Annotated in this window: 17 protein-coding genes, 1 tRNA gene and 1 pseudogene; 9 read left to right on the top strand and 10 right to left on the bottom strand. The window is 60.0% G+C overall.

Features of this window, described 5'->3' with window-relative positions; genetic code table 11:
• Positions 1 to 296: 296 nt before the first annotated feature.
• A complete protein-coding gene (locus IVB01_RS04485) occupies positions 297 to 950 on the bottom strand; it encodes a histidine phosphotransferase family protein (protein ID WP_247275789.1) in 654 nt (217 codons plus the stop codon).
• Positions 951 to 1,153: 203 nt separating this feature from the next.
• Here IVB01_RS04485 and IVB01_RS04480 point away from each other — a divergent pair, with 203 nt between their 5' ends.
• Positions 1,154 to 1,978, top strand: coding sequence for a 3'(2'),5'-bisphosphate nucleotidase CysQ (locus IVB01_RS04480; RefSeq protein ID WP_247275790.1), 825 nt, complete (start codon positions 1,154 to 1,156; stop codon positions 1,976 to 1,978).
• 7 nt (positions 1,979 to 1,985) lie between these two features.
• Here the strand turns inward: IVB01_RS04480 and IVB01_RS04475 are convergent, their stop codons facing one another.
• The gene (locus IVB01_RS04475; protein WP_247275791.1) at positions 1,986 to 2,480 is read right to left on the bottom strand and encodes a YHS domain-containing (seleno)protein; all 495 of its coding nucleotides are present in this window, start codon (positions 2,478 to 2,480) and stop codon (positions 1,986 to 1,988) included.
• A gap of 139 nt (positions 2,481 to 2,619) precedes the next feature.
• Between IVB01_RS04475 and IVB01_RS04470 the strand changes: the two genes are divergently transcribed.
• The 3 genes from IVB01_RS04470 to IVB01_RS04460 all read left to right on the top strand — a co-directional run bounded on the left by IVB01_RS04470 (position 2,620) and on the right by IVB01_RS04460 (position 4,874).
• Positions 2,620 to 3,225, top strand: coding sequence for a DUF1134 domain-containing protein (locus tag IVB01_RS04470; protein WP_247275792.1), 606 nt, complete (start codon positions 2,620 to 2,622; stop codon positions 3,223 to 3,225).
• Between the two features lie 118 nt (positions 3,226 to 3,343).
• A complete protein-coding gene (locus tag IVB01_RS04465) occupies positions 3,344 to 4,642 on the top strand; it encodes a hypothetical protein (RefSeq protein WP_247494261.1) in 1,299 nt (432 codons plus the stop codon).
• Positions 4,643 to 4,799: 157 nt separating this feature from the next.
• Positions 4,800 to 4,874 (top strand) — tRNA-Val (locus IVB01_RS04460).
• Positions 4,875 to 5,346: 472 nt separating this feature from the next.
• On the opposite strand, the gene IVB01_RS04455 is transcribed toward IVB01_RS04460, so the two are convergent.
• On the bottom strand, positions 5,347 to 5,811 hold the full coding sequence (locus IVB01_RS04455) for a hypothetical protein (protein ID WP_247355822.1): 465 nt from the start codon (positions 5,809 to 5,811) through the stop codon (positions 5,347 to 5,349).
• A gap of 518 nt (positions 5,812 to 6,329) precedes the next feature.
• Here IVB01_RS04455 and IVB01_RS04450 point away from each other — a divergent pair.
• Entirely contained in the window at positions 6,330 to 7,094 is a 765-nt protein-coding gene (locus IVB01_RS04450; RefSeq protein WP_247333068.1) for an outer membrane beta-barrel protein, read from the top strand.
• 147 nt (positions 7,095 to 7,241) lie between these two features.
• Positions 7,242 to 7,445 carry a hypothetical protein gene (locus tag IVB01_RS35630; protein WP_346015858.1) on the top strand — a complete coding sequence of 68 codons (204 nt, stop codon included), beginning with the start codon at positions 7,242 to 7,244 and terminating at the stop codon, positions 7,443 to 7,445.
• 1,203 nt (positions 7,446 to 8,648) lie between these two features.
• Here the strand turns inward: IVB01_RS35630 and IVB01_RS04440 are convergent.
• Both IVB01_RS04440 and IVB01_RS04435 read right to left on the bottom strand, forming a co-directional pair.
• Positions 8,649 to 9,395 (bottom strand): annotated as a pseudogene (locus IVB01_RS04440) (IS6 family transposase); the annotation flags it as partial.
• A gap of 652 nt (positions 9,396 to 10,047) precedes the next feature.
• Entirely contained in the window at positions 10,048 to 12,435 is a 2,388-nt protein-coding gene (locus IVB01_RS04435) for a hypothetical protein (RefSeq protein ID WP_346658341.1), read from the bottom strand.
• A gap of 3,086 nt (positions 12,436 to 15,521) precedes the next feature.
• Here IVB01_RS04435 and IVB01_RS04430 point away from each other — a divergent pair.
• The 3 genes from IVB01_RS04430 to IVB01_RS04420 are packed head-to-tail and all read left to right on the top strand — an operon-like array spanning position 15,522 to position 18,379.
• Positions 15,522 to 16,256 (top strand): response regulator transcription factor, encoded by a 735-nt coding sequence (locus IVB01_RS04430; RefSeq protein ID WP_247333073.1) that lies wholly within the window; start codon positions 15,522 to 15,524, stop codon positions 16,254 to 16,256.
• A 28-nt stretch (positions 16,257 to 16,284) separates the two neighbouring features.
• Positions 16,285 to 17,706: a type II and III secretion system protein family protein gene (locus IVB01_RS04425; RefSeq protein WP_247333273.1), complete on the top strand. Its 1,422-nt coding sequence runs from the start codon at positions 16,285 to 16,287 to the stop codon at positions 17,704 to 17,706.
• Positions 17,707 to 17,716: 10 nt separating this feature from the next.
• Positions 17,717 to 18,379: a CpaD family pilus assembly lipoprotein gene (locus IVB01_RS04420; protein ID WP_247333075.1), complete on the top strand. Its 663-nt coding sequence runs from the start codon at positions 17,717 to 17,719 to the stop codon at positions 18,377 to 18,379.
• A 43-nt stretch (positions 18,380 to 18,422) separates the two neighbouring features.
• Here IVB01_RS04420 and IVB01_RS04415 read toward each other — a convergent pair whose 3' ends face one another.
• From IVB01_RS04415 to sctQ, 5 genes are read right to left on the bottom strand one after another with little or no spacing between them, the layout of a single operon-like run.
• Positions 18,423 to 19,460, bottom strand: coding sequence for an EscU/YscU/HrcU family type III secretion system export apparatus switch protein (locus tag IVB01_RS04415; protein ID WP_247494260.1), 1,038 nt, complete (start codon positions 19,458 to 19,460; stop codon positions 18,423 to 18,425).
• On the bottom strand, positions 19,457 to 20,278 hold the full coding sequence (sctT, locus tag IVB01_RS04410) for a type III secretion system export apparatus subunit SctT (RefSeq protein ID WP_247302562.1): 822 nt from the start codon (positions 20,276 to 20,278) through the stop codon (positions 19,457 to 19,459). Before sctT ends, IVB01_RS04415 begins: the two co-directional genes overlap by 4 nt.
• A gap of 12 nt (positions 20,279 to 20,290) precedes the next feature.
• Positions 20,291 to 20,566 (bottom strand): EscS/YscS/HrcS family type III secretion system export apparatus protein, encoded by a 276-nt coding sequence (locus IVB01_RS04405; protein ID WP_247275802.1) that lies wholly within the window; start codon positions 20,564 to 20,566, stop codon positions 20,291 to 20,293.
• Between the two features lie 2 nt (positions 20,567 to 20,568).
• Positions 20,569 to 21,234 (bottom strand): type III secretion system export apparatus subunit SctR, encoded by a 666-nt coding sequence (sctR, locus tag IVB01_RS04400; RefSeq protein ID WP_247302560.1) that lies wholly within the window; start codon positions 21,232 to 21,234, stop codon positions 20,569 to 20,571.
• Positions 21,227 to 22,135 carry a type III secretion system cytoplasmic ring protein SctQ gene (sctQ, locus tag IVB01_RS04395; protein WP_346659328.1) on the bottom strand — a complete coding sequence of 303 codons (909 nt, stop codon included), beginning with the start codon at positions 22,133 to 22,135 and terminating at the stop codon, positions 21,227 to 21,229. Before sctQ ends, sctR begins: the two co-directional genes overlap by 8 nt.
• Positions 22,136 to 22,163: the final 28 nt, after the last annotated feature.

Genomic DNA, 22,163 nt, shown 5'->3' with positions numbered 1-22,163 from the left:
CGTTGTTCGGCTCCTGCTCGAACTTCACCAATTGATTGTCGACGGTGTCCAGGCTCTCGCTGGTCTCCGTCAAAAACTCCCGCAACAGATCATCCATGAAAAACAGGCCTTCATACAGGAAGGGCGCGCACGAGGCGTGATGCGCCATTTCGGAATGGGGCCAGCTTCACCGCAAAGCGTTTAATATTGGTTGAGTATGTGCAAAAGAACGGAACCAACAAAGAGATAAGGCGCTCCGGACAAGCCGAAGCGCCTCGTCAAGTTTGGATTAATATTCCGAGCGCGAAAAGGCGCGTTTACGAAGCGGTAACGGTGATGGCTTCGCCTTCCGGCGCGAGCTTCACGGTGAGCCCGCAGGCCTGCGCCAACAGCCGCGTATAATAAGGCTGGATCGCATGCGCATCCGCGGCAGGCCCGCGCTCGCCGCTCAGGAGCTCGGAGATGTTCTGCGGCAGGCGCGCATTATGTCCCGTCGCGGTGATGCGGAAGCTCATCGTCTCGCCCTCGCCGATCGGATCGATCGTCAGCATGCCGCCGCGCGGGATCGTGTGCTGGGCAACTACCAGCATATTGAGCAGCAGCTTGACGCGATTCTTCGGCAGCAGCAGCCGCGGCAGATTCCAGGTGATCGAGCACTTGCCGTCCTCGATGTGGCCGCGCGCCATGGTCTGGGCATCACCGAGATCGATCTGTGCGCCGGAGGAGCCGGCGGCGCCGAAGGCAAGGCGGCAGAACTGGAGCCGGGCCGAGGCCGTCTTGGCGCTCTTGCGAATGAGGTCGAGCGCGAACTCGCGGTCCTCGGGCTTCGGATCGTCGTCGAGCACTTCGAGCCCGTTGACGATGGCGCCGACGGGGCTGATGAGATCGTGGCAGACCCGCGAGCACAACAGCGCTGCGAGTTCGAGCATATCTGGAGCAGTAGCGGTCGCGGGCGACGAGGCGTCAGACATATAATGGGGTCCTGGAGGGTTCCTGGAATGCACGGCGTTGGAGCCGCGAATCACGCATGCTTGACGGATGCTGCGGGTTCTAACATTCGCATGGCCGCGGCAGCTAGCTTGCGATCGATGAGAGGTGGCCATAAAGCCCCAACCGAATCAATCGGGGCGAATCAGTCGAGGAGGACGAAATTGCCGATGAATGAGGCATCCAGGTGAAGCGGATCATCGACGGCGCGGCCGCAACCGGCCTGATGGAGCCGCTCACCGCACTGATGGTGAAGGCGGGCGAAGCGATCCTCGCCGTCAACCGTGCGGCGATGCGGGTCGAGGGCAAGCAGGACGGCTCGCCAGTCACCGAGGCCGACCTTGCCGCCGACCGCATCATTGCGGAGGGACTGGCGCAGCTTGCGGCCGACGTGCCGACCCTGTCGGAAGAACGGACCCAGTTCGCCTCGCCGCCGTTTCAGGGCAGCTTCTTCCTGATCGATCCGCTCGACGGCACCAAGGAATTCGTTGCCGGCCGCGACGAATTCACCGTCAACCTCGCCCTGGTGACTGAAGGCGTGCCGCTGCTCGGCATCGTCTCCGCGCCCGCGCTCGGCCTGCTCTGGCGCGGCGTCATCGGCCGCGGCGCCGAGCGCGTGAGCTTCGACGGCACGACCATCGGCGCGGCCGAGCCAATTCACACCCGCAAGTTTCCGGCGCAGGGCGCGCCCTGGATCGCGGCGGTGAGCCGCTCGCACGGCGATCTGAGGAGCGAGGCGTTCATCGATGCCAGACCCAATGCCGTCCGAAGGACGGTCGGCTCGGCCGTGAAATTCGGCCGGATCGCGGAAGGCAGCGCCGACATCTATCCCCGCTTCGGACCGACCTCGGAATGGGACGTCGGGGCCGGCGCGGCGGTGGTAACCGCGGCCGGCGGCAGGGTGACCGACGGCAAGGGAGGCGAGCTCCGCTTCGGCCAGCGCAGCGACAGCGGCTTCATCATCCCGGAGTTCATTGCCTGGGGCGACCCGCAGGCGGTAGATCGCTACTGACCGCCTGTTACTGGCCAAGCTTATCCTGGAGGGCGGGCCAGCGCTTGCCGACCTCATAGAGAAAGCGCTCCGGGTTGGTGACGAAGGCGTCGCGATTGGCTTCCCGGCTGAACAGATAGAGCCGCTGCGCCACGATCGCGAAGAAGCGGGGATTGCCGGCGACGACGACGCCGCGGGCGATATCGGCCGGATCATAGCCGCCGAATTGTGGCCCGTAGATCTCGGGATGGGACAGGAAGGAGGCTCGGTTGCCCTCGTTCCGGAAGCGCCAGACCGCGCCCCAGAGGTTCGCCTCGAACTGCGCCGTCCCTCGTACGGCCGCGCCATCGACGAAATAGGCGACGGGATCGAAGCCCTCGATGGCGACGCCGCTGAAGCGGTTGACGACGATCCGCTCGGTGGTGGCTGCCTCTGCAGGCAACCTCGGGCAGATGATCCAAATGCCCGCCAGCAGGCAGACGAGGCAAACGCGGCGGCCGATCAAGGCAATTCCGGGGCGCAAAGGGCTATCTTCCTGCCGTTGTGCCGTCATAGTTGCTGCGGATAACATCCGAGTCGAGGGGACATCCGGCGCAACCTAGAGCCGTGCCTGTTGGCGTCAGGTTAAGGAAGCGATCGGTTTCGGTACCAGGGGTTCTTTTATGACTTTCGCATCACGCCTTGCTGCGCTCGCGCTCGCCGCGATGATCGGCTGGATCGTGCCGGCCTCCGCCCAGCAGGCGCCCCCGCCCAACCTGCCGCCGCCGCAGCGCGCCCCGACGCCCAACACCTATGGGCCGGACGAGCTCGTGACCGCGGGCCACCGTTTCTTCGGCAACGTCTCGCGCGGGCTCGCCTCGATCATCGAGAAAGCGGTCAGCCAATGGGGTCTGCCGAACGGCTACATTCTGGGTGAGGAAGGTTCCGGCGCTTTCGTCGCCGGCCTGCGCTACGGCGAAGGCACGCTCTACACCAAGAACGCCGGCGATCTGCGCGTCTATTGGCAGGGCCCCTCGCTCGGCTTCGATTGGGGCGGCGACGGCGCCCGCACCATGACGCTGGTCTATAACCTGCCCGCCACCAACGCGATCTACCAGCGCTTCGCCGGCCTCGACGGCTCGGCCTATATCATCGGCGGCTTCGGCATGACGGCGCTCACCGCCAACAACATCGTGCTGGTGCCGATCCGGTCCGGCCTCGGCCTGCGGCTCGGAGCCAATATCGGCTATCTCAAATTCACGCCGAATGCGACCTGGAACCCGTTCTAGGTCTCTTCTCCCAACTGGGTACGGATCAAGGTTAACGACAGAGCGGGGCTGGCTTTTTGCCGGCGCCCCATGCCATTGTCGTTGGTAAATTTTTCCTTAGCTCTGGGAGTTCTGGCCCATGGTCGAACCGATCATGTACCTGGCGATCGGTTTCCTGCTCTCGATGCTGTGCGGGCTTGCCATCGTGCCGCTGGTGCACAACCGCGCGGTGCGCCTGACCACGCGCCGGCTCGAGGCCGCCACCCCGCTCTCGATGGCCGAGATCCAGGCCGACAAGGACCAGCTCCGCGCCGAATTCGCCATGTCGGCGCGGCGGCTCGAGATGAGCGTCGAGCAGCTCAAGAACAAGACCACGAGCCAGCTCGCCGAACTCGGCAAGAAGAGCGATGCCATCAACCGCATGAAGATCGAGTTAGGGGAGAAGAACGCCACGATCTTCGCACTGGAGGCGCGCGAGAAGGCGGTGAAGGAGCAGCTTCGCGCCACTGAGGAGGAGTTCAACGCCAAGACCGAGGCGCTGCGCGCCGCCGGGATTGCGCTGGCCGACAAGCAGGCCGAGCTTGCAAAGATCAACTCTGAACTGTCGGACCGCTCGATGATGGCGGAGAGCCGCCAGGTCGAGCTGGTCGCCGTGCGCGCGCAGATCGAGGAATTGAAGAACCGCGTCGGCGATGCCGAAAAGGAGTTTGCCGCGACGCAAGCGCGCCTCGCGCAAGAGCGGATCGAATCCGAGACCGCCTCGCGCGAACTCGCGGATGCCCGGGGCCGCGTCGAGAATCTGAGCCAGCGTGTCACCGAGCTCGATCGCCAGCTCATCGTGCAGGTCACGGAGGCCGAGATGCTGTCGAGCCGCGTCGCCGACCTCGAGGGGCGCCTTGCCACCCAAGGCAAGCTGCTCGCCGAGCGCGACTATGAGAACAACCAGCTGCGCCAGGCCAACGAGAGCAATGAGCGCATCATCAAGGAGCTGCGCGTCGAGATCGCCGCCTTGAGCGGCGGCAAGTCGTCGGCCCCGTTCGAAGCGCTGCGCGCGGAAAAGACCGCGCTGGAGGAGCAGCTCCGCAGCGCGCGTGACGAGCGCGCCAGACTCCAGCGCGACATCAACGCGATCCAGCAGCAGGCGGAAAGCTCCTGGGCGACCGAGCGGATGGAGAACGCGCTGCTGCGCGAGCGCATCAACGACATCGCCGCCGAGGTCGCCAAGCTGGCGATGCAGCTCGAAGGCCCGAACTCGCCGATCGAGGCGCTGCTCGCGGCCGACGCCAGCCAGGCCGCCAAGCCGGCGCCGCGCCCGGCCAACGATGCTGCCACCAACGGCGCGGCCACGGCCACCCTGCCCGAGGGCGGTGGAACGCTCGCCGAGCGCATCCGCGCCCTCCAGGCCCACGCCTCCCGCGCCCGCCAGCAGGGCGCCTAACCGGGCCGAAACCCGGCCTACCAGCGAATGGCATGGCTTGCGATAGGTTTTCCGGCCCTACGGCGCCTGGAAACTTGACACCTTCGGCCCGCACTTCTAAATCGCGGGCTCCAATGTGCCGGCCGGCCGCAAGTCCGGCCGCCTGCATGATGGTCCCGGGCGCATAGCTCAGCGGGAGAGCGTTCCCTTCACACGGGAGAGGTCCAAGGTTCGATCCCTTGTGCGCCCACCATTAATGCCTTGGAATCAGCCACTTAGCGACCCATTGTGCGCCCACCATTAATGCCTTGGAATCAGCCACTTAGCGACCCGGTTCTCCGAGTATGTGCCCCAAAAAAGCTGGGGCACAACAGGGGCACGAAGCGAGCAATGATGGCGCGACGGCCTCGGAGCGGCTCGGCTGCTCATCGTGCAACCGTCCGATGTTCTCGCCACCCAACCGGTGTAGGCGACCTCGTTTGTCTCGATGCGCTCTTGTCTGCGACGTTCCTGCACTGTTTCTCTTTGCCCTTAGTGCTTCTCAGGCGGTGAGCGATCACTCTGCCGAGCAGCAGGACTTCGGCTGCGCGCCTAAAGAAAATCCCGCCAGCCACATAGGGCTGACGGGTTCTCGTTTGCCAGTGCGTATCCGCGGTACTCGTCACCCATCCGCGATGGCGCATCGTGCAGCCATAACGGTTGACGTTGGATTACCGCTCACGATCTTAGCGGCTTCGTTCGACGTCGTCCGTAAGACCGATGGCGACGGCAGACAAGTTGAAAGTATACACTTTCCGCCCCTCAAAAACCTCACCGAGCGGCGACGCAGGCCGCCGCGTAGTAGCTCGAAGCTCTTCAGAATCATGGACAGTCTCTGATTTGCGTTTGGGTTCTGCGAGCGCACGCAGCTGGCTGACCTCATCGGCCCGGATCTTCACTCGGGGGTCCCGGTGCCAGACATCTCGAATGCGGTTTTCGGACCAACTATCGAGCCTGCGGCTTAATCTGCGAAGCACAGCCTTCAGCGACTCGCCGGCATCGCTCGCCGCCAACTTTCGAAGAAGGTCTGCGGCCTCGAGCAGAAGATGAAGCCAAGCCGGGCGCGACTGGCCCAGCTGATCGCTCGCCGCAGAAATGTCCGGGCCATAAAGGTCCTCGTCGAGGCGGACTGCACTGGCGGAGGTGCTCAATGCCGACGCGACCAGGCACGAAACACCATGTGCCCATTTCGATTTTAAAAATGTGATCCTCAACAGAGCGAGGACGTGGTGGCGAGCTTCAGGCGGATCGGCAGTCCGTCTGGATGGGTAAGCGTGTGGGCGCTCGACTGGATGAGGATTGTCTCCAATTGGAGACAAAATTACCGAGGGGGGATCGTCAGCCATACCGCGATCACCGGCATCCTAAGTACCTCGCAGATTATCGATTCCTAGTAGCTCGGTCGGAGAGCAAGCTACTGCGTGTCGTGGGCATGGAAACGAAGAACCCGATTCGCTGCGGGGCGTTTTTGCCCGCCCGCCCCCGATGTGCACGCCACCGGGATTTTACTTCCGCAACTATCTAATAACTATGAAGAATCCCGCCCGTCTTTGACCGCGAGTGTTGCATGCCGGCTACAGCAACGTAGAGGCGAACGACGTACTCTTAATCGGGCCCGGAGCCAAACGCATCCGATTCATTGAACTCGTATTTCTGGGGAGACACTCGCATGAAAAGGCTTTTAGCGGCTGCAGCCGGAACACTAACTCTGGGGCTGGTCGCTCCCGCCAGTGCGGCGGATCTGGCCGCGCGGCCATATACGAAGGCGCCTCCGATGATTGCTGCTGTTTACGACTGGAGCGGCTTTTACATCGGCATCAACGGCGGCGGCGGTTCAAGCCACAAGTGCTGGGATTTTGTGGATGCAGCCGGCATTTTCGGTGTCCCAGGCGCTCTGGTCGGCGAGGGTTGCCACAATGCTGTCGGGGGCACGGTCGGTGGCCAGATTGGCTATCGCTGGCAGTCGGCAAATTGGGTGTTCGGTTTCGAAGGCCAAGGCAACTGGGCTGACTTCAGAGGCGACAACACGAGCTTGGCGTTTGGCACTGATCGCAATCGCTCTCGCATCGACTCTTTTGGTCTGATTACCGGGCAGGTCGGTTACGCATGGAACAATGTTTTGTTCTACGTCAAGGGCGGCGCCGCGGTCGTCGGCGACAAGTATGATGTGTTTGATATTCCGACTGGCGCGCTCTTGTCGTCGGCGCGTGAAACCCGTTGGGGTGGCACCGTTGGCGCGGGTCTCGAGTATGGCTTTGCTCCGAACTGGTCGGTTGGCATCGAGTACAACCACATCTTCCTGGGCGATCGCACGATCGACTTCACCACGCCGGCTGGAGCCTTCGCAGGTAGCGACCGCATCCGCCAAGACGTTGACATCGGCTTGGTCCGCCTGAACTACAAGTTCGGCGGTCCGACGATCGCGAGGTACTGAGCAGCTTCATAAAAGAACAGGGGCCGGCTCTTAGAGCCGGCCATCTTCTTTGGAAGGCTCGAATGACAAAGACCTTCAGGCCAAACGTCCCTTCGCAGCTCGCCGTGAGCTCAACGAGGCACTCGCTTCGGGTGAACCTCACACAATTTGCGGAGCATCGGGCAGGCACTCAGACATTTCAACATTTCAGAACTCTCAAAAAAAACTGGACTGCAGCGTACAAGCATCTATCGCGCGTTCGGCGACCAACGGCTTCCGAATTTTTCAACAATTCTCAGTGTGCTCACCGCCATGGGCTTGCAGATCAAACTAGTTCCACGCACTGGCGGCAAGGGAGCGTCGAGGACATGATCAGGGCTCTCCAAAACAAGTTCAATCTCGACTGACGCGAGCCCGTTTCGGGAGAGCAAAAGCCCCGCCGGTTCGCGCTAGCGGGCCTGTGTGCTAGCAACTTGGCGTGCCGCGCGGATCGTGCGGAACGTCGCGGCACCGGCCGCAGGAGCTGTCATAAGGTAGCACCTGCGGCCTACATATCCGCGGGGGCTCGGACGCCGCCGCACCTGATGGAAGCCCGTTGTTCTCGTTTTGCGGAATGTTCTCATGCTGCCTCGGGTACTGGCCTGTTTCCGAGCGCGGTGGCCTAGTTTGAAAATCACAGTGGCCTGATTTGAGGAACCGGCCCGGAACTTTCGCGTTTGTTACGTCATGGAGGAAGGCCATGGGAGCGCGCCGCCGATTTAGCCAGTCTTCGCCCTTGGAAGAACGACTTGCCGAAGAAGCGAAAAGCCTACGCGAGCAAGCCAAGAAGCTCCCGCATGGACCGCAGCGGGAAGCCTTACTGCGTAGAGCCCGACAAAACGAGGTTGGCGCTCACATGACCGAATGGCTTATGTCGCCCGGCTTGCAGCCGCCGGAGTAAAGCGTAAGATTCAGGTGATTTGCGAAACCAAATGGGGGGCAGCGTGACGGCGCCAGACCTCGTTTTCATAATCACCATGGTTGGATTGGGCGCTCTATCCACGGTCCTCGCGTATATGCTGGTGCTGAGCCTCTAAGGCGCCCGTAAATCTCCGAAATGGACAGAGAGTAACGCCGCCTCAGTTGGCGGGCCTGTTCTGCGGGTGCAGGTTCGCGCTGGCGGGCCTATCACGTCGTGCTCAAAGGTGAAGCCCTCGGGATCGTTCTCATCGAGCCATGCCTGCGCAACCTCTTCGGTCGCGAAGACCTTCAGAACCTCGCCCTGATCGTAAGTCCAAACGGTCATAATTCGCGCTCCGGGACGTCCGCTCTTGGTCTTGGATGCACGCGCGCGTCAACCAGGACCTCCGTGATGGCGTCGCGGAGGCTGTCCCGATCAAGGATCTGGATTTCAATGGTGGTTGCCGCGTCGCGCTCGCGCGTGAGATAGTCGGCCAGCGCCTTCATGGCGTCGTCGTAGCTCTGCTCGATCTGCTCGGCGGGGTGAGGCGAGCCATCTTCACGATCCTCCCGCGCTGGACTTCTTCTCCTCTTGCCGCTTCCATTTTTGGAGATAGCCCATGCGCGAGCTGGCACTGAACCGAAGAAGGCACTTCTCAGGGTTTGAGAATCGGCGATAGCGCCTATCGCGGAGATCTCGCAGGAAATCGCAAAGGCTGGCTCGCGCGAAGCACGACGGAAGTCGGCAGTGACGGCTCCGGAATAGGGGACGTGGAAAAGGTTTGCGACCGGATCGTGAACTGACAGAAACCGCTGAGTCTGACGGGACGATTTAAGCCGCTTTATGATCCGCTCGCGTCGCCGGGTCGGCGGGTGAGAATTCTCAGCGCGGTGGTTGCGAGCTTTGTGGTGGCGATGGTCGGTCGGTGTGAAAGCCCATCTCGCCCTTGCAGCGCCGTACGAACGGGGTTTGTACGCGATCATGACGCGCGGCGGCGTGGCGCCGAATTTCAAGGCCTTCTTGACAAGCCGCTGCGCAGCGCGCGAGTCTCTTCGGCGCTGGATTAAGACCTCGAGAACGAGCCCTTTCTGGTCAACAGCGCGCCAGAGCCAATGTTGTTCGGCCGCGTCGAGATAGCGATTTCGTTCAGATGCCATTTGTCGCCGCGCGCGGAGCGCGCTGGCGGATCCAAAAGGAGAACGCCTTGCCGAATTGGTTCCCGGCTGGCGCACGGTTTAATAGGTCACGACAATGCCGCGCGCCGCCAGCATTTCCTCGACCATGCGCGAGCTTAAGGAAACGGGAAATACATCCAAACGGCATAGCAGATCCCTTCCAGTGGGAAACCATGACGGCGAAAAAGAACCCCGGGCGGTTGGCATGCCGCTCGTCTGCCCGCTCGGCCGCTCCAATTCGTTAATTTGACCGTGCCTTCTGCCCTCAACCCTCGGCTGCTCCGTCCTGTCAACGCCATGCAGCTGAAGCACTACACTCTTCACGTCTTCAAACCGATGCGAACAATTGTTTTCGCGGGCGTCTCCTTTCTTTGAGGTCAGCGACGACTCCTCATCTTGCCCCCGGAGTAGCGGAAAGGGCCGTCCACCCCAGCACGAGAGCCCGGTGCGGCTGGCCCGCACGCGTTTGGCCCTTTACACCGCATTTTGGTGCTCCGGGCCGGGAAGCCCAATCGTTGTGGGGCGCTAAGCACGGCGCCGCAGACACTTACCGAAGCGATCGGCGATGGGATCTCGAACACAAATGCGCAAAACTGCTTCATTCACGATCTGAAGCATAGCCGGGTCTTAGGCTATTCGGACCCGGCCATCGCAAGCGCGGCGACAAGCGCCGCGATGCTGTTTTTCAAGCGAAAGGAAGTCGGGGTCTCCACGCTCGCGATCGAATTTCAGTCGGACCCCGTTGTCGATCTGTTCGAGGAGCCCGCGCCGGCTTCGAGTTCATCGAGGATTTCCTCTCGGTGGCGGTCTGCTTGATGGTGTCACCACAGCGACGCTCTGGCGCGAGACACTCAGGTAACTACATCCTGAGGCGCGCGAACTGCATCGACGCGTGCTCCGCCTCGGGAAGGGAGTAGCCTGAGGCGATGCTCAACAACGACTTACAGAACGCAGGCGTGAGCTTGCCGCGGTGGATCACGACGTTCTCGTGCCCCTTGGCGGCTTGAGCGCTCTGCCATTGCCGATTGTAGCCGCGCTGTTCATGGGACTTCACGTGGCAAGCGGCGAAGTCGGCGACGCCCAGCGTGGCCAACTGCGAGGCACGTACCGGCAGCTTGGTATGGATGTGCACCCACATCGGATTTGGCGTCCTACCACTGCGCAGCGCCTTGGGCTGCAGCTCGATCTCGAACAGCGTCGCTGGCTCGATCTTCTTCAAGGCTTGGGGTGAATACACAGACGCAAGTTCTTCGGCCGCCCGCAACTGTTCAAGGTACTTCTGCGACGGAAACGCATAGGTCTTCATGCAATCGATCGTGATCCCCGCCTTTTGCGCGTTCACTGAGTTTGCCTGTCCCTGAACCTCGGACAACATCGCCTTAAGCCGGACTATTTTGTTGTGCACTTCGGTCAATTGCGCAGGCTTGAGTAGGCCACGTCGGCGGGGCTCCTCCAGCGCGGCTACACAGGTCTTAATCTCGGTGGCCTGCGTCTGCAGGCGCTTAAGGACGAGATCCACGACGTGGTCGGCGTCCTCGGGCTTCATCTGGCGCGCTTGCGAGACGGCGCTTTGCTGAGCCGGCAGATCGAACTGCAGCAGCTCGTCCAATCGCTTGAGTAATCCCGTCAGTGCGTTCCTGGAGGGCGGAGCCTGCCACATCGCCAGGTGCCCGGTCGCCGATGATGACGCCCTCGCGCGTGCCTCCTCCGCACTCGCGAGTTTCTTCGTACCCAGATCCGAGAGTACGATAACCGTGGCAGCGTCGGGCCTGGCGAGCTGCGGCTCGCGCAGCCCGGCCGTCGAACTCCGCTCGCCTGCGGCCGGTGCGCGCTTGCCTTTCCCCTTCCTACGCGCCGCGTGGCTCTCAGCCGCTAAGTCGGTCTTTTCCGATATCGCAGTCTGGGCAGGCGGCTCCACTTGCGTCTTTGGCTGCACTGCCAATAGTCGCGTGACTTGATGCGCGGTGACCCATGCACCTTCCATGATCTGGTCCAACTGTTCCAATAGAAGGTCGGCATCCGTTCCAGCATCCCTTAGCGTGGCACCGATGCGTTCCACCCCTGAGGCCAATTCCGAATGCCGTTCCATGACTCCTTCCAGAACGGTGCAGTGCTCTGCGTCGAGTGGCTCTCCGTGCTCGTTCAGAACGGCTTTGTACGTCGAGTTGAATGCCGGAAAAGCATCCTGGATATAGGTCCCGAGCAGACGCACCCGCCCGTTCTCATCCATGAGGGCGTCCCTCACGGTTGGTTCAAACGTGCTCGCCTGAGACTCAATCAGAAGCTTCGCGAGCTTAATCCGCGCTTCCAGATACAAGCACCCATCATAAAGTGCCGAGCCGGTATGCAGGCGTAGTGCGGCCTCGATGGGCTTCCGCATCTCGGGCGTCGTGCTTGGCAACTTGGCAGTGGTCTCGCAGACGGACACCATCCGTTCCGAGCGTAACAGCTTCTTTCCCCACCACTCGATGACAGGCACATGGTCCTTCACCATACTGGAAGCCACTCGGCTCAACTGGTCGGGTGTAGCGTTGGATTTGATCCGCTGGAACAGGTCTGCCGAATTCTTTCTGCGCTCTTGCAAGTCGGAGATAATCGCTCTGCCCACAATCTTGCCTTGACGCCCCGCATCGAGCACGGCAGAGCAGCATTGACGGGCCTTAGCGTCGGACAGAATGATCGGCGCGACGGCCGGGCGCAGGCTCGCGTAGTACTCCAGAACTGCCGAGCCTGCTTTGACGAACCGATCGGCCAGCTCTAGCGCCTCCTTCGAGTTCTGGGCTTGCATGCCCGCATTACCGCAAGCGGCAAGTTCCTCACGCAGGCGGTCCATGTGTCGCCTTGCTGCGTTGATTTCTTCCTCTGACGAGGAAATGGAGACTGCCACACCGGAAGTTGGCTGGCTGGCGACCGGCGCCGTGTCTCCACCCTCCGACACTGAGGTAAAGCCGCGCCGCCGCGCAGTGACTGCACGTGGCGCAGCGGCTGCACGTGCCGCAGCGCCTAGGATTCGATCTGGGCCAACGGAGGGACCGGAAGACCTGTCGCCAAGGGCATCGTCGGCACCGCGCGCCGTGCTAGCGGAGGGCGTCCCTCTATCTTGGGGCCCAGAGCGCATCCGCTCCACAACGGAATCGAACGATTGACTGCCTTCCCCAGGGGCTAGACTTGAGTGCGAGCGTGAACTGCTCGATCCGGCTCCAGCATCTCCAGTGCGCGATCTTCCAGATCGGCCAATGCCCGTCATATTCCATCTCCAATCAAGTCGAGAATGCGCAGCCTGTCTGGATAGACAGGCTGGCTGACGAGTAGCTGACGAAGGGCGTTTTTCCGGTTGCACAGGAAACCCACACCGCCGTGGATCGTGGTCGAGTAGCTCGGCCATTTGGCGTTGCCCCCACACATCCGGGCAGACGGCTTTGGCGAGTAGGCCGGCGGAATCTCACCGCCGGCCTCTCAAGGATCCCAGCGTGAGACTCTCGCGTCACTAGGCTCCCATCAGGCGAACGAGCCGCGTATGCCGATCTTCCATTGTGCGAACAACCCGGGACGTTCGCGAGATAGTCGTTCGAGAACGCGGCCGGTCTTGGCCTTGCGACCCCATAAAGCGTTTGAACTTCCGCATCATCCAAGCCTCGATTGTCTGATTGACGTATCGAAGGATTGACCCAGAGGCGCCCGCCTGAATCGACCGTAATACACAATCCCCCGCAGGAGGGGATTGAGCTGCCGAGCGATGTCAGCCATTGACACATGGGTCCGTTTTCGGAGGTTAAATCCCGGATTGCCGCCCGCATAAACTTCAGCGCCGAAGCGCTGAGCCGAGGCAGAAAACTGCAAAACACCGAGGCGTTTTGAGAGCTCTTTGCCTGTCGCGGCCGGAAGCAGTAGCCGAGGAAGTCAAACTTGACGTTCGAAACCGGGCATATGTCACGCGCGAGGAGCACGTCCGGCGCGAGCGCTTCCTTCAAGTTCACTTCTGAACCGGCCCCTGCAATAGCGAAATACCAGTCGGTCCCAGCCCGCTCTTATCATTCGAATCGTCTTGTCCCACAGGCAATCTTCGAACAGCGCGCTCCAGGTAATACGACGGATCATCGTCAGACGAATCCGTCTCGCAGCTCTCTTGACTATCGCTATCCTCGACTTTGGAAAGATACTTTGTAGGCCTGTCTACTCGGTGCCACTGGTCGTTCTCGTTCTTCGTCCACACTTTTGGATGCTGTTGAGGATCAAGCACCCAGTTATTGCGACCCACGAACAAAACCCATTTCCGCTAGATGGGGTTCCATACCTCCTACGCCAGGACGTGATAAGACCAGCGGATGATCGCCGTCCATTCGCAGTTCATGCTCCAGCAGGATATCGCCCGCGTTCTCGGCGAGCGGATAAGTAACGCGTAGGTCTACCACGGACGTGATATCGTTACGCCCGAACTGTTGGCGAAAATGGTCTCCCTTGATCCGGACCGAGCCTCCGGCTCCTAAAAACCCTACAGTTTCGTTACCCAACCTGATAGCTGAAAAATCGCGCGGGCTTATCCGGATCATCGTAAGTACTGGAATAGCCTCCTCCCACCGACAGTTGCAGCCCGCTCGGCTTTCTCCGATCAAAATCCGAGTACTCGTGCGGGTTACTGGCGATGTGCATGATTTCACTGGACAAGAATCTCTTCACTTTGCGCATGAAAGATTCTCAGTCGACGATCTTGATAATGGGCGGATTGGAACGCAGGGAGTATGGCGTCGCGCCCGCCGACGACGACCCACCTCGCTCCAGGCCGGCAACCGCTTCCGCAAAACGGAGCCACCGATTCTGCCATACATCAGATCGCTCCCGGTCGGCAAGATGCACGCGATTGAGTCGTGCCGCGACAAGCTTTGCCGAGGAGGATATACAACCTAGCTGACCACAACCTGACCAAAGCATCTGTCCGCACTCCGATGCGACTGCCAAGCACTCTGCGGAAGACTTATTGGCCGTCAAGCTCTCTAGGATCGGGGCGCTTCGGCTGAGACGGAACAACTTGCTGACGCGCGGTCATGCACCATGCGATTCCGGAGCAAGTCGCCCACCGATTCCGAGATGATGCACCATTCTGATCAGACGTAGAATGACAACAACATTTTTTCCCGCGTCCGGATGGAGCAGAACCGACATTGCTTGGCGAGTGACCATCACGTGGGTTTGCTAGTCCAGAAGAGTCGGCGCCCAATGTGAGCCTTGCAGGAAGACGCCGCCATGCAAATCACCAAAATTATCGCTCGCCCCACCAAATTGCCAGCGACAGATTGCGTTCGGTCATCAGGGCATCAGGTGCGGCTAGGAGACTGAGACACAGACCTCAGACGTGTTGTCACTATCCAGGATGCGAATGCAATCCATCCAAAGAATTGATTTCACACTTCATGTGCTGCCGGGTAGGGAAAGCGCCGTGCATCACGCAACATGGTAGGTTTGCTGTCGGTAAAGCTGCGATGAGTACGTGATCATGGACGCCGCGATCGGATTGTAGGCACGGTTTTGCCCGGTGCGGCCAACTTCATGTCACCCCCCGTCTTTGGATTGTGCGGCCGTTGAGCAGTTCATTCCGCAGCGTCTCGGTGATTTTATAAAAGTTCGAAAAAGGAAGGCGCGGCAGGACGGCCTCGTTATGGCGTTCTCCAGCTGAGCGTAGCCGCGCTTGGCCATCACTGTCGCTCCAGTGATCGGAGCACGAAGGAGACTCACCTTCCAGGCCGAATGAGGAAGTTCGTTGCTCAAGCACGGAACGTCTGCCGGCGTGTGAGGCTTTGCAAATTGAGGGCCGCGATGCAAATTGCCTATCATCGCTGCTCCCCATCAAACCTGCGGCCGTGCGGCTGCGCTCGCCATCGGGAGCATCGATCGTGATGAGGAGATTTAGATCCAGACCATGGAACGGCATTGTCACTGCTCCGCCATGTGAATGCATCGATCCAAACCATCGATTTCACCAATCAATGTGTTCTCGGCAATCATCTCGGCCTCAGGATGTCGGCGACAACTACCGGGATTGTTCCGGCGCTGAGCGGGGTGCTGCCCGCCTATCGATGCATTTGATTGATTGCCGCCTATGTCCCGGTGGCGAGAGCACATTCGACGTCACCAAGATGCATGCGCGCCACGTGAGACAGTGAACAACGCCAGTCGAGCTTACAATGGAATCCCGATCCAGTATGCGATTCGCCAGCACCGCTGCTCTTCGTCTATTCCGGATTCCAACGCTTACGCGGAGGCCGGACTGTTCAATTCCGCGCATGCTCGAACCTGACGTGGTGGGTGTCTTGGCGTGACTTAATAGGAGGTCGCGGAATGCGAACGCTACTCGTTGATCATGAGACAGACCCAGCGCGCGTTGTACAAGAAGCGCTCTCCGATTGCGGTTTTGCCGTTGACGTAGCGTGCACCCTGGACGAGGCGGCCGCCGCTTTTTGTTGCGCCAGCTATGACATTCTCTTGCTCGAGTTGGTTCTACCGGATGGGGACGGCTTGGATTGGCTGAAGCAGTTGAGACGTGACGGACATTCGATGCCTGCCGTGATGATGAGTAACTTCAACGAGCTCGGTAGGCGCATAGCGCTATTTAATGGCGGTGCGGACGACTTCCTGCCCAAGCCCGTATCTACTGATGAACTCATCGCACGGATGCGCGCTACTCTGCGCCGATCAACGCAAATGATGGCCCCCATCGTTACCTTTGGCAATCTGCGATTCGATTCGATCGGTCGGCAAGCGTCGGTCAATGGTCGACCGCTGAAGATTGCCCGCCGCGAGGTGTGCATTCTCGAACATCTGCTCAGCCGCGCCGGCCGCACCGTGGCTCGCGCGTCATTGCAGGATAGCCTCTATGCATTTGACGACGAGGTCTCCACCAATGCGCTTGAGGTCGGAATCTATCGTTTGCGCGGTCATTTGAGTCAGTCCGGTGCGTCGCTACGGATCAAAACCGCGCGCGGGATCGGCTACGTCCTTGAATTGAAATGCGCGGCATCGACCGCGCAGCCAATCGAACTTGAAAGAAACGACCATCTTGAGCATCATTCTTGACAAGCATGCCGGCGTCACTCGAAGATCGATCGCAGCCAACGGCCTTTCGTCCACCTTTCTTCCTTGTCTTTCGCAGCTTTTGTGCGTGGTCGTCCTGCTATTCCCGGCTGCTGCCGTAGCTCAGATCAAGCGGGATGATGGAGGTGGGCCGCAGCGTACGGCTGCCGACGGCATTAGCGGAACGCTGACCCTTTCCTCTTCGCTGGGTAAGACGATTCATCTGCCAGCGCCAGCTGCGAGCATCTTTATCGCAGATCCTACGGTCGCGGACTATCAGGCACCTTCGAACAAGACCATCTTCGTTTTCGGCAAAAAATCCGGGCGGACCACCTTGTTCGCACTGAACGAGGGCGGGGAGGCTCTCGCTGAACTGCGTGTTGTCGTCACGCAACCGATCGAGGATCTGCGCGCCACGCTGAAAGCCCAGGTCGGCGACTATCCCATCCAGGTAAGCTACACCCCGCGCGGGGCCATCCTTAGCGGTACGGCGCCCAATGCGGAGATCGTCGACATAGCGATGAAAGTGACCGAGCAGTTTCTTGGGTCTGGTGCGCTCGTCGTCAACAAGATTCAGGTGGCGGGGTCATTGCAGGTGAATCTGAGCGTGCGGGTGGCGGAGGTCTCCCGGAGCGCCATGAAGGAGCTCGGCGTCAACCTCTCCGCTTCCGGTCAAGCTGGCCCTTTCACTCTCGGCATGGTCAGTGGCAGTGGTGGTGGATACGGCGCGGCGCAGGGCGGCGGTACGGCGAAGATAGGAGTCAACACTGGCCATGTGAACGTCAGCGCTATGCTCGATGCACTGGCTCACGAGCGCCTCGCTTCCGTACTTGCTGAACCGAACCTCACCGCAATGTCAGGCGAATCCGCCAGCTTCCTCGCCGGCGGCGAATTTCCCATTCCGGTGTTGCAGGACAATCGGCAGGTCTCTGTCGAGTTCCGTCACTTCGGCGTCAGCCTGGAGTTTGTACCGACCGTTCTCAGTAACAATCAGATCAATATCCGCGTGAAGCCTGAAGTCAGCGAACTATCGTCACAAGGTGCTGTCAACATCAACGGCATCTCCGTGCCGGCTCTCTCCACCCGGCGTGCGAACACGGTTGTCGAGCTCGCCAGCGGCCAAAGCTTTGCAATTGGTGGGCTTATCCGGCGCAACTTCAGCACTGAGATCACGACTTTCCCCTGGCTCGGCGACGTTCCGATACTTGGTGCGCTATTTCGCTCATCGTCATTTCAACAGGATGAGACGGAACTCGTGATCATCGTCACGCCTTACGTCGTGCGGCCAAGATCGAACTCGAAGCAGATGAGTGCGCCCACCGACCGCATCGCTCCGCCCTCAGACCTCGCGCGCAGTCTGACGAACACATTGGCAACGCGCTCGCCTGTTCGCAGTGCTCCCCCGATAAGCGTACCAGGCGCGACAAGGGGCACCGGCCACATCATCGAATGAGGATCGACCAATGAGATTACGATTCGTGCGCCCCCTCATCGGTCTGACGGCCAGTCTAGGTGGCTGCGCTAGCACCGCGCCGACCTACCTCGAGCCGACCGCGCAAGCGATCCTGGTTGAACAGGAGAAGAACGTCTTACTGTTACAGACCCTTGGAGGGCCCGAACGGCAGCGTCTGCGTTATTTCATAGCAAGTACCGGTCGCGGTCGGTATGACGCGCTGCATCTTGATATCGTCGGCTCACGTCGGCTCGGGGCGCAGATAGCAGCTGAGGCCCGCGCAATGGGCGTCGACGCTCTCAACATCCGCCTGTACAGTCCATTCATCGATAGGCGTGATGGCTCTTCCGCCCGAATCGAGGCGATTACGTACGAGGCGCGCCCTCCCGTTTGTCCGTCGATTGCGATCGTCGGCCCTTCAGTGAACGACAATTCTTTCGATCCGACGCTTGGCTGCTCGATCCGCAACAACTTGGCCGGCATGGTCAACGATCCGCGCGACTTGATTGACAATCAGGCCGTTGTGCCGAGTGATGGCAATCGTGCGGCCATTCCCGTTGCCACATACAAAACCTTCGCGACCGGCAATAACAGCAACTTGGGTATAGCTAACAACAAGCTGCCATCAGATCCCACGTCTGCCGGCACCCAGACCGTGCAGCCGTCTCGATAGCGAGAACATCAGTCATTCGATGCGACCTCATTCACAACACGAACTAGACTTGGCCGGCGGCAAAGAGTGCTTTTGCGACAGCCTCGAAATACTGGACAGGAATGGAATTGCCAAGGCTAGCGTTGCAGATTAGCTCACGGACCAGGACGTGATCATCGACGATACTGAGACGAAGGCGCCTCGCTTCATCAAAGAGCCGTGAAGCCGCCTCCCCATCGCCGCGGCAAACCAGGACCGGGACGCCCGTTTCGCCACGGATGTAGCGTACCCCGACCAGCAGCTCGCGCCCAGTCAAGATCAATGTCGCGCGACGCACGCCGAGTGGAGACTCGCTCGCCTGCTCCCGCCGAAGGCGTCGGTGTTCGCGTTTCACCTCCGGACTGCCTTGCTGCTCCTTGTCCTCGCGCTTCATATCGCTCTTAGTCATGCGCATGCCGCGCAAAAACAACCAGCGCTGGACGATGAGATCGACCAATCCGCCGATCAGAAATGCACCACTTGCAATCCCGATCAACAGTTTCACTTGAATGAACACGAACTCGAAGCAGCCCGTGCCGCAAACCGGCAGATAGACCAGTGTCTTCCACGCGCCGACAACGACGAGGACAAAGATCGCGCCGAGGCAGAAGACCTTGACCAAGGTCTTCCCAAGCTCGATGAGCGAACGCAAAGAGGCGATGCGCTTCAGTCCGTTGATGGGATCAATGTTCTCGAATTTCGGCTTCATCGGCTCGGAGGAGAACACTAGTCCACCATTGGCCAGGACCGTCGTCAGAATTGCGCAGATGACCATACTCCCAAGAAGCGGGCCAACAATTCTCAGTGCAAGTTCGGGCAAGACGCCGAGCGCAAGATCGACCGCAATATTGAACGGCTTATCAAGCAGCTTGTCAGTCAGCATGAGCGCTTCACGACATTTGTCGTAGATGGAACTCGCTTCTATCCAGAGATAGCCGAGACCGGCGCAAGCGCTGAGGGCCCTGACTAGATCCGTGCTATGCGGAACCATGCCTTTCTTGCGCGAATCGCTTAGCTTCTTTTCAGTGGGGGCGAGCGTTTTCTCTTCGCTCGTGCCGCTCACTTCAGTTTCCTTTCAAGCCTCTCCAGCTCTCGGCTCGACTGTATGATTTCGGATTGCATGTATTCGATGAGATAGATCGTATAAGTGACCATGACGATCGCAAAGCCTATATTCTTGATCGTCAACGATAGGTCCCGCGGGTTGAATTGCGGCGCAAAGCGCCCGAGCAGGAGCGCGGATATGTCGGCCAGCAAGAGGAACGCTACCACAGGTCCAGAGACCAGGACGGCGGTACGTATGATGCTGTCGAGCACGCCCCACAACTCCAGTGTCCCTTGCATGCTCAGCGTGGGTCCAAGCTGATAAGCCGGCCAAACCAGATAGCTGCCGTAAAGCCCACTGATCATGGTTTGCAGCCCGCCCGTGACGACGAAGATCGTGATCGCGGTGGTACCGATAAGCAGTCCCGTCGCCGAAGCCTGACTGCGTGTCGCGGGATCGGCGGGAGTGACTACGCTGCTGATGCCCCGTTGCGTGTCGATGAACTCGCCGACGGCCTGAAGACTCCAGAGGGGAATACTGAGCAGGGCGCCGATCAGCAGGCCGACACACGTCTCCTTAAGACCGAGTAGCGGGATCTTGAGCAGACGGGTGTCCGGATCTAGCTCCTTCAGCCCATCGGCGATGTGCGCCAAGTATGGTAGTTCGAGTGCAACGGCCAGGCAACCGCGGATCAGGCCGCCGATCTGCGGACGCGTAAATACCGGAAGCACCAGCATAATGCCCACGGGGCGGGCCGCACCAAGGCTGGCAGCAACGACGAGTTCGATGGTTGCCTGGATCAGACTTTGCGTGTTGGTGGTTGACAGATCATACATGACGGGCGGCTGCTAGTAGCCGGTCGTGAGCGCGGGAAAATCAGTGAAGATCTGCTTGGCTTGTTCGATGAGCGGGGCGCTCAGCACCGGAGCAAACAAACCTATAATCCCAACAATAACCAAAAGCTTCACAGTCAGTGGCAATGTCTGATCCTGGATCTGCGTTGCCGCCTGGATGATGCCGATGACGGTTTCGGCGACCGCCGCTGCAATGAGCGGCGGCAGAACCCAGGTCATGAAAAGCACCAGTGATCGGCTCATATAAGGGAGAATAGTGGCCTCATCCATGCTCACCCTCCAGGTGTTGTATAGCTCAGCACTAGCCCGTGCATAAGCCGCGACCAGCCGTCAATCGCCACGAATAGGAACAGCTTGAAAGGAACTGAGATCACTGTCGGAGACACCATTGACATGCCCATGGCCATCAGAATGGTCGTTACGATCAGATCGATAGTGATAAACGGAAGGTATAGCAAAAACCCGATTTCGAAGGCACGCTTGAGTTCTGAGATTAGAAAAGATGGGACGAGAATGACAAAATCATCGGCTGTGGCTCTGCCGCGCATCTCTTCCGGCCAGACACGTTCGGTCGAGGACAGGAAGAAGCCTCGCTGTTCTTCATTGGTGAAGTTCTTGAGATAGGCTCGCAGCGGCTCCTGTCCCTCTTTCGCAGCGGCTACCCAATCCTCGAGCGTTTGATAGCGGAGCTGCAGATCGGCGACTCGATTGTAGCTCTGCTCAAAGACGGGGGCGCTCGTGAAAGCGGTGAGCATCAATGCCGCGCCGTATAGAACGATGTTCGGTGGAATCGACTGGGTCCCAAGCGCATTGCGAACGAGGAAGAGAACGACAGATACCTTTACGAACGCCGTGGTCGTGACGACAGCGAAGACCAACAAGCCGAGCGCGGCCGTGACCGCAAGAAGCGGCAGTATTGCTGGTTCAATGTTAGTCATTTCCCGCTAACCCGCCACGCAGTCTAACGCCGAGCTCGTCCCCAATACGTACTATGTCGCCACTCCCGATACGTACGCCGTTTGCAAGGATATCGACCGGGCCATCGACCGGCCGGCCAAGTTCGAATACATATCCTTTGCTGATGCTTCTCAAGGCTCCCAGCGTGATGGGCCAGCGGCCGCATTCAAAGACAAGCGAAATCTCAATATCGTCGAGATCGGCTTCCGAAGGCGGCTGCTGTGAACCGGGTAGTGTCGTCATGTGCGCATACTCCAGAGGGCGCGGCCGCAAGCGAAACGGTCCGTGCAGGATCAGGTGGTTGCCAGTGACATCTGCCGCGGTCCATAACCGGCCCGCAGTGAGGATGATCTGACCGCGGGCGAATGGCATTACATCCGGCAACAAAGCGTCGCCCTTACGCGTTTTGCGAAGAAGCGAGGCTGACGCCCGGAGGGAGCCGACCTCTCCTGCAACTGTAACGGGTAACTGTGCGGGGACCTCACACAACTGTCGCGGCAATTGGCCGAGCAGCTTGCCTAAGGCGCGGAACGCCGGCGGTATCGGTCCATCAAGAGGCGAGAAAAGAAATAGGCGACCTTTGCCCCTGACCGGACCGTAGATGATGTCGAGTTCGATATAAGGCCCGTTCTTCTCGGCCTTTCCAACATGAAGGAGTCGCAGTTGCTGCTCTGTCTCAGTCTCCACGTGCGCGAGCAACGGTTCAAGTGCAAGTTCGAGAACCAGCGAACGACTTGGCTCGGAAAGTAAAGCTAGGCCACTCTGTACTGTCGAGATCAAGGCCTCGGCAAGCGCATGCGGTATCGACAACACGAGCTCATCATCGCCGAGGCCCCAAACGCAATCGAGCATCGACAGAGCCGGAGGTTCCTCCTGCCACACAAGTCGTTCCAATCGCACCGACAGCGGC

The organism is Bradyrhizobium sp. 164 (genome assembly GCF_023073715.1).
Taxonomy (GTDB): Bacteria; Pseudomonadota; Alphaproteobacteria; order Rhizobiales; family Xanthobacteraceae; genus Bradyrhizobium.
The sequence above is the reverse complement of the archived record's forward strand: the minus strand, read 5'-3'. Positions and strand labels throughout refer to the sequence as shown.

Bases quoted from the DNA above. Each gene is read 5' to 3' on its own strand.
- IVB01_RS04430 (WP_247333073.1), top strand. From the start codon at position 15,522: ATGCGAACGCTACTCGTTGATCATGAGACAGACCCAGCGCGCGTTGTA.
- IVB01_RS04405 (WP_247275802.1), bottom strand. From the start codon at position 20,566: ATGGATGAGGCCACTATTCTCCCTTATATGAGCCGATCACTGGTGCTT.
- sctT (WP_247302562.1), bottom strand. From the start codon at position 20,278: ATGTATGATCTGTCAACCACCAACACGCAAAGTCTGATCCAGGCAACC.
- IVB01_RS04450 (WP_247333068.1), top strand. From the start codon at position 6,330: ATGAAAAGGCTTTTAGCGGCTGCAGCCGGAACACTAACTCTGGGGCTG.
- IVB01_RS04465 (WP_247494261.1), top strand. From the start codon at position 3,344: ATGGTCGAACCGATCATGTACCTGGCGATCGGTTTCCTGCTCTCGATG.
- IVB01_RS04485 (WP_247275789.1), bottom strand. From the start codon at position 950: ATGTCTGACGCCTCGTCGCCCGCGACCGCTACTGCTCCAGATATGCTC.
- IVB01_RS04435 (WP_346658341.1), bottom strand. From the start codon at position 12,435: ATGACGGGCATTGGCCGATCTGGAAGATCGCGCACTGGAGATGCTGGA.
- sctR (WP_247302560.1), bottom strand. From the start codon at position 21,234: ATGACTAACATTGAACCAGCAATACTGCCGCTTCTTGCGGTCACGGCC.
- IVB01_RS04470 (WP_247275792.1), top strand. From the start codon at position 2,620: ATGACTTTCGCATCACGCCTTGCTGCGCTCGCGCTCGCCGCGATGATC.
- IVB01_RS04420 (WP_247333075.1), top strand. From the start codon at position 17,717: ATGAGATTACGATTCGTGCGCCCCCTCATCGGTCTGACGGCCAGTCTA.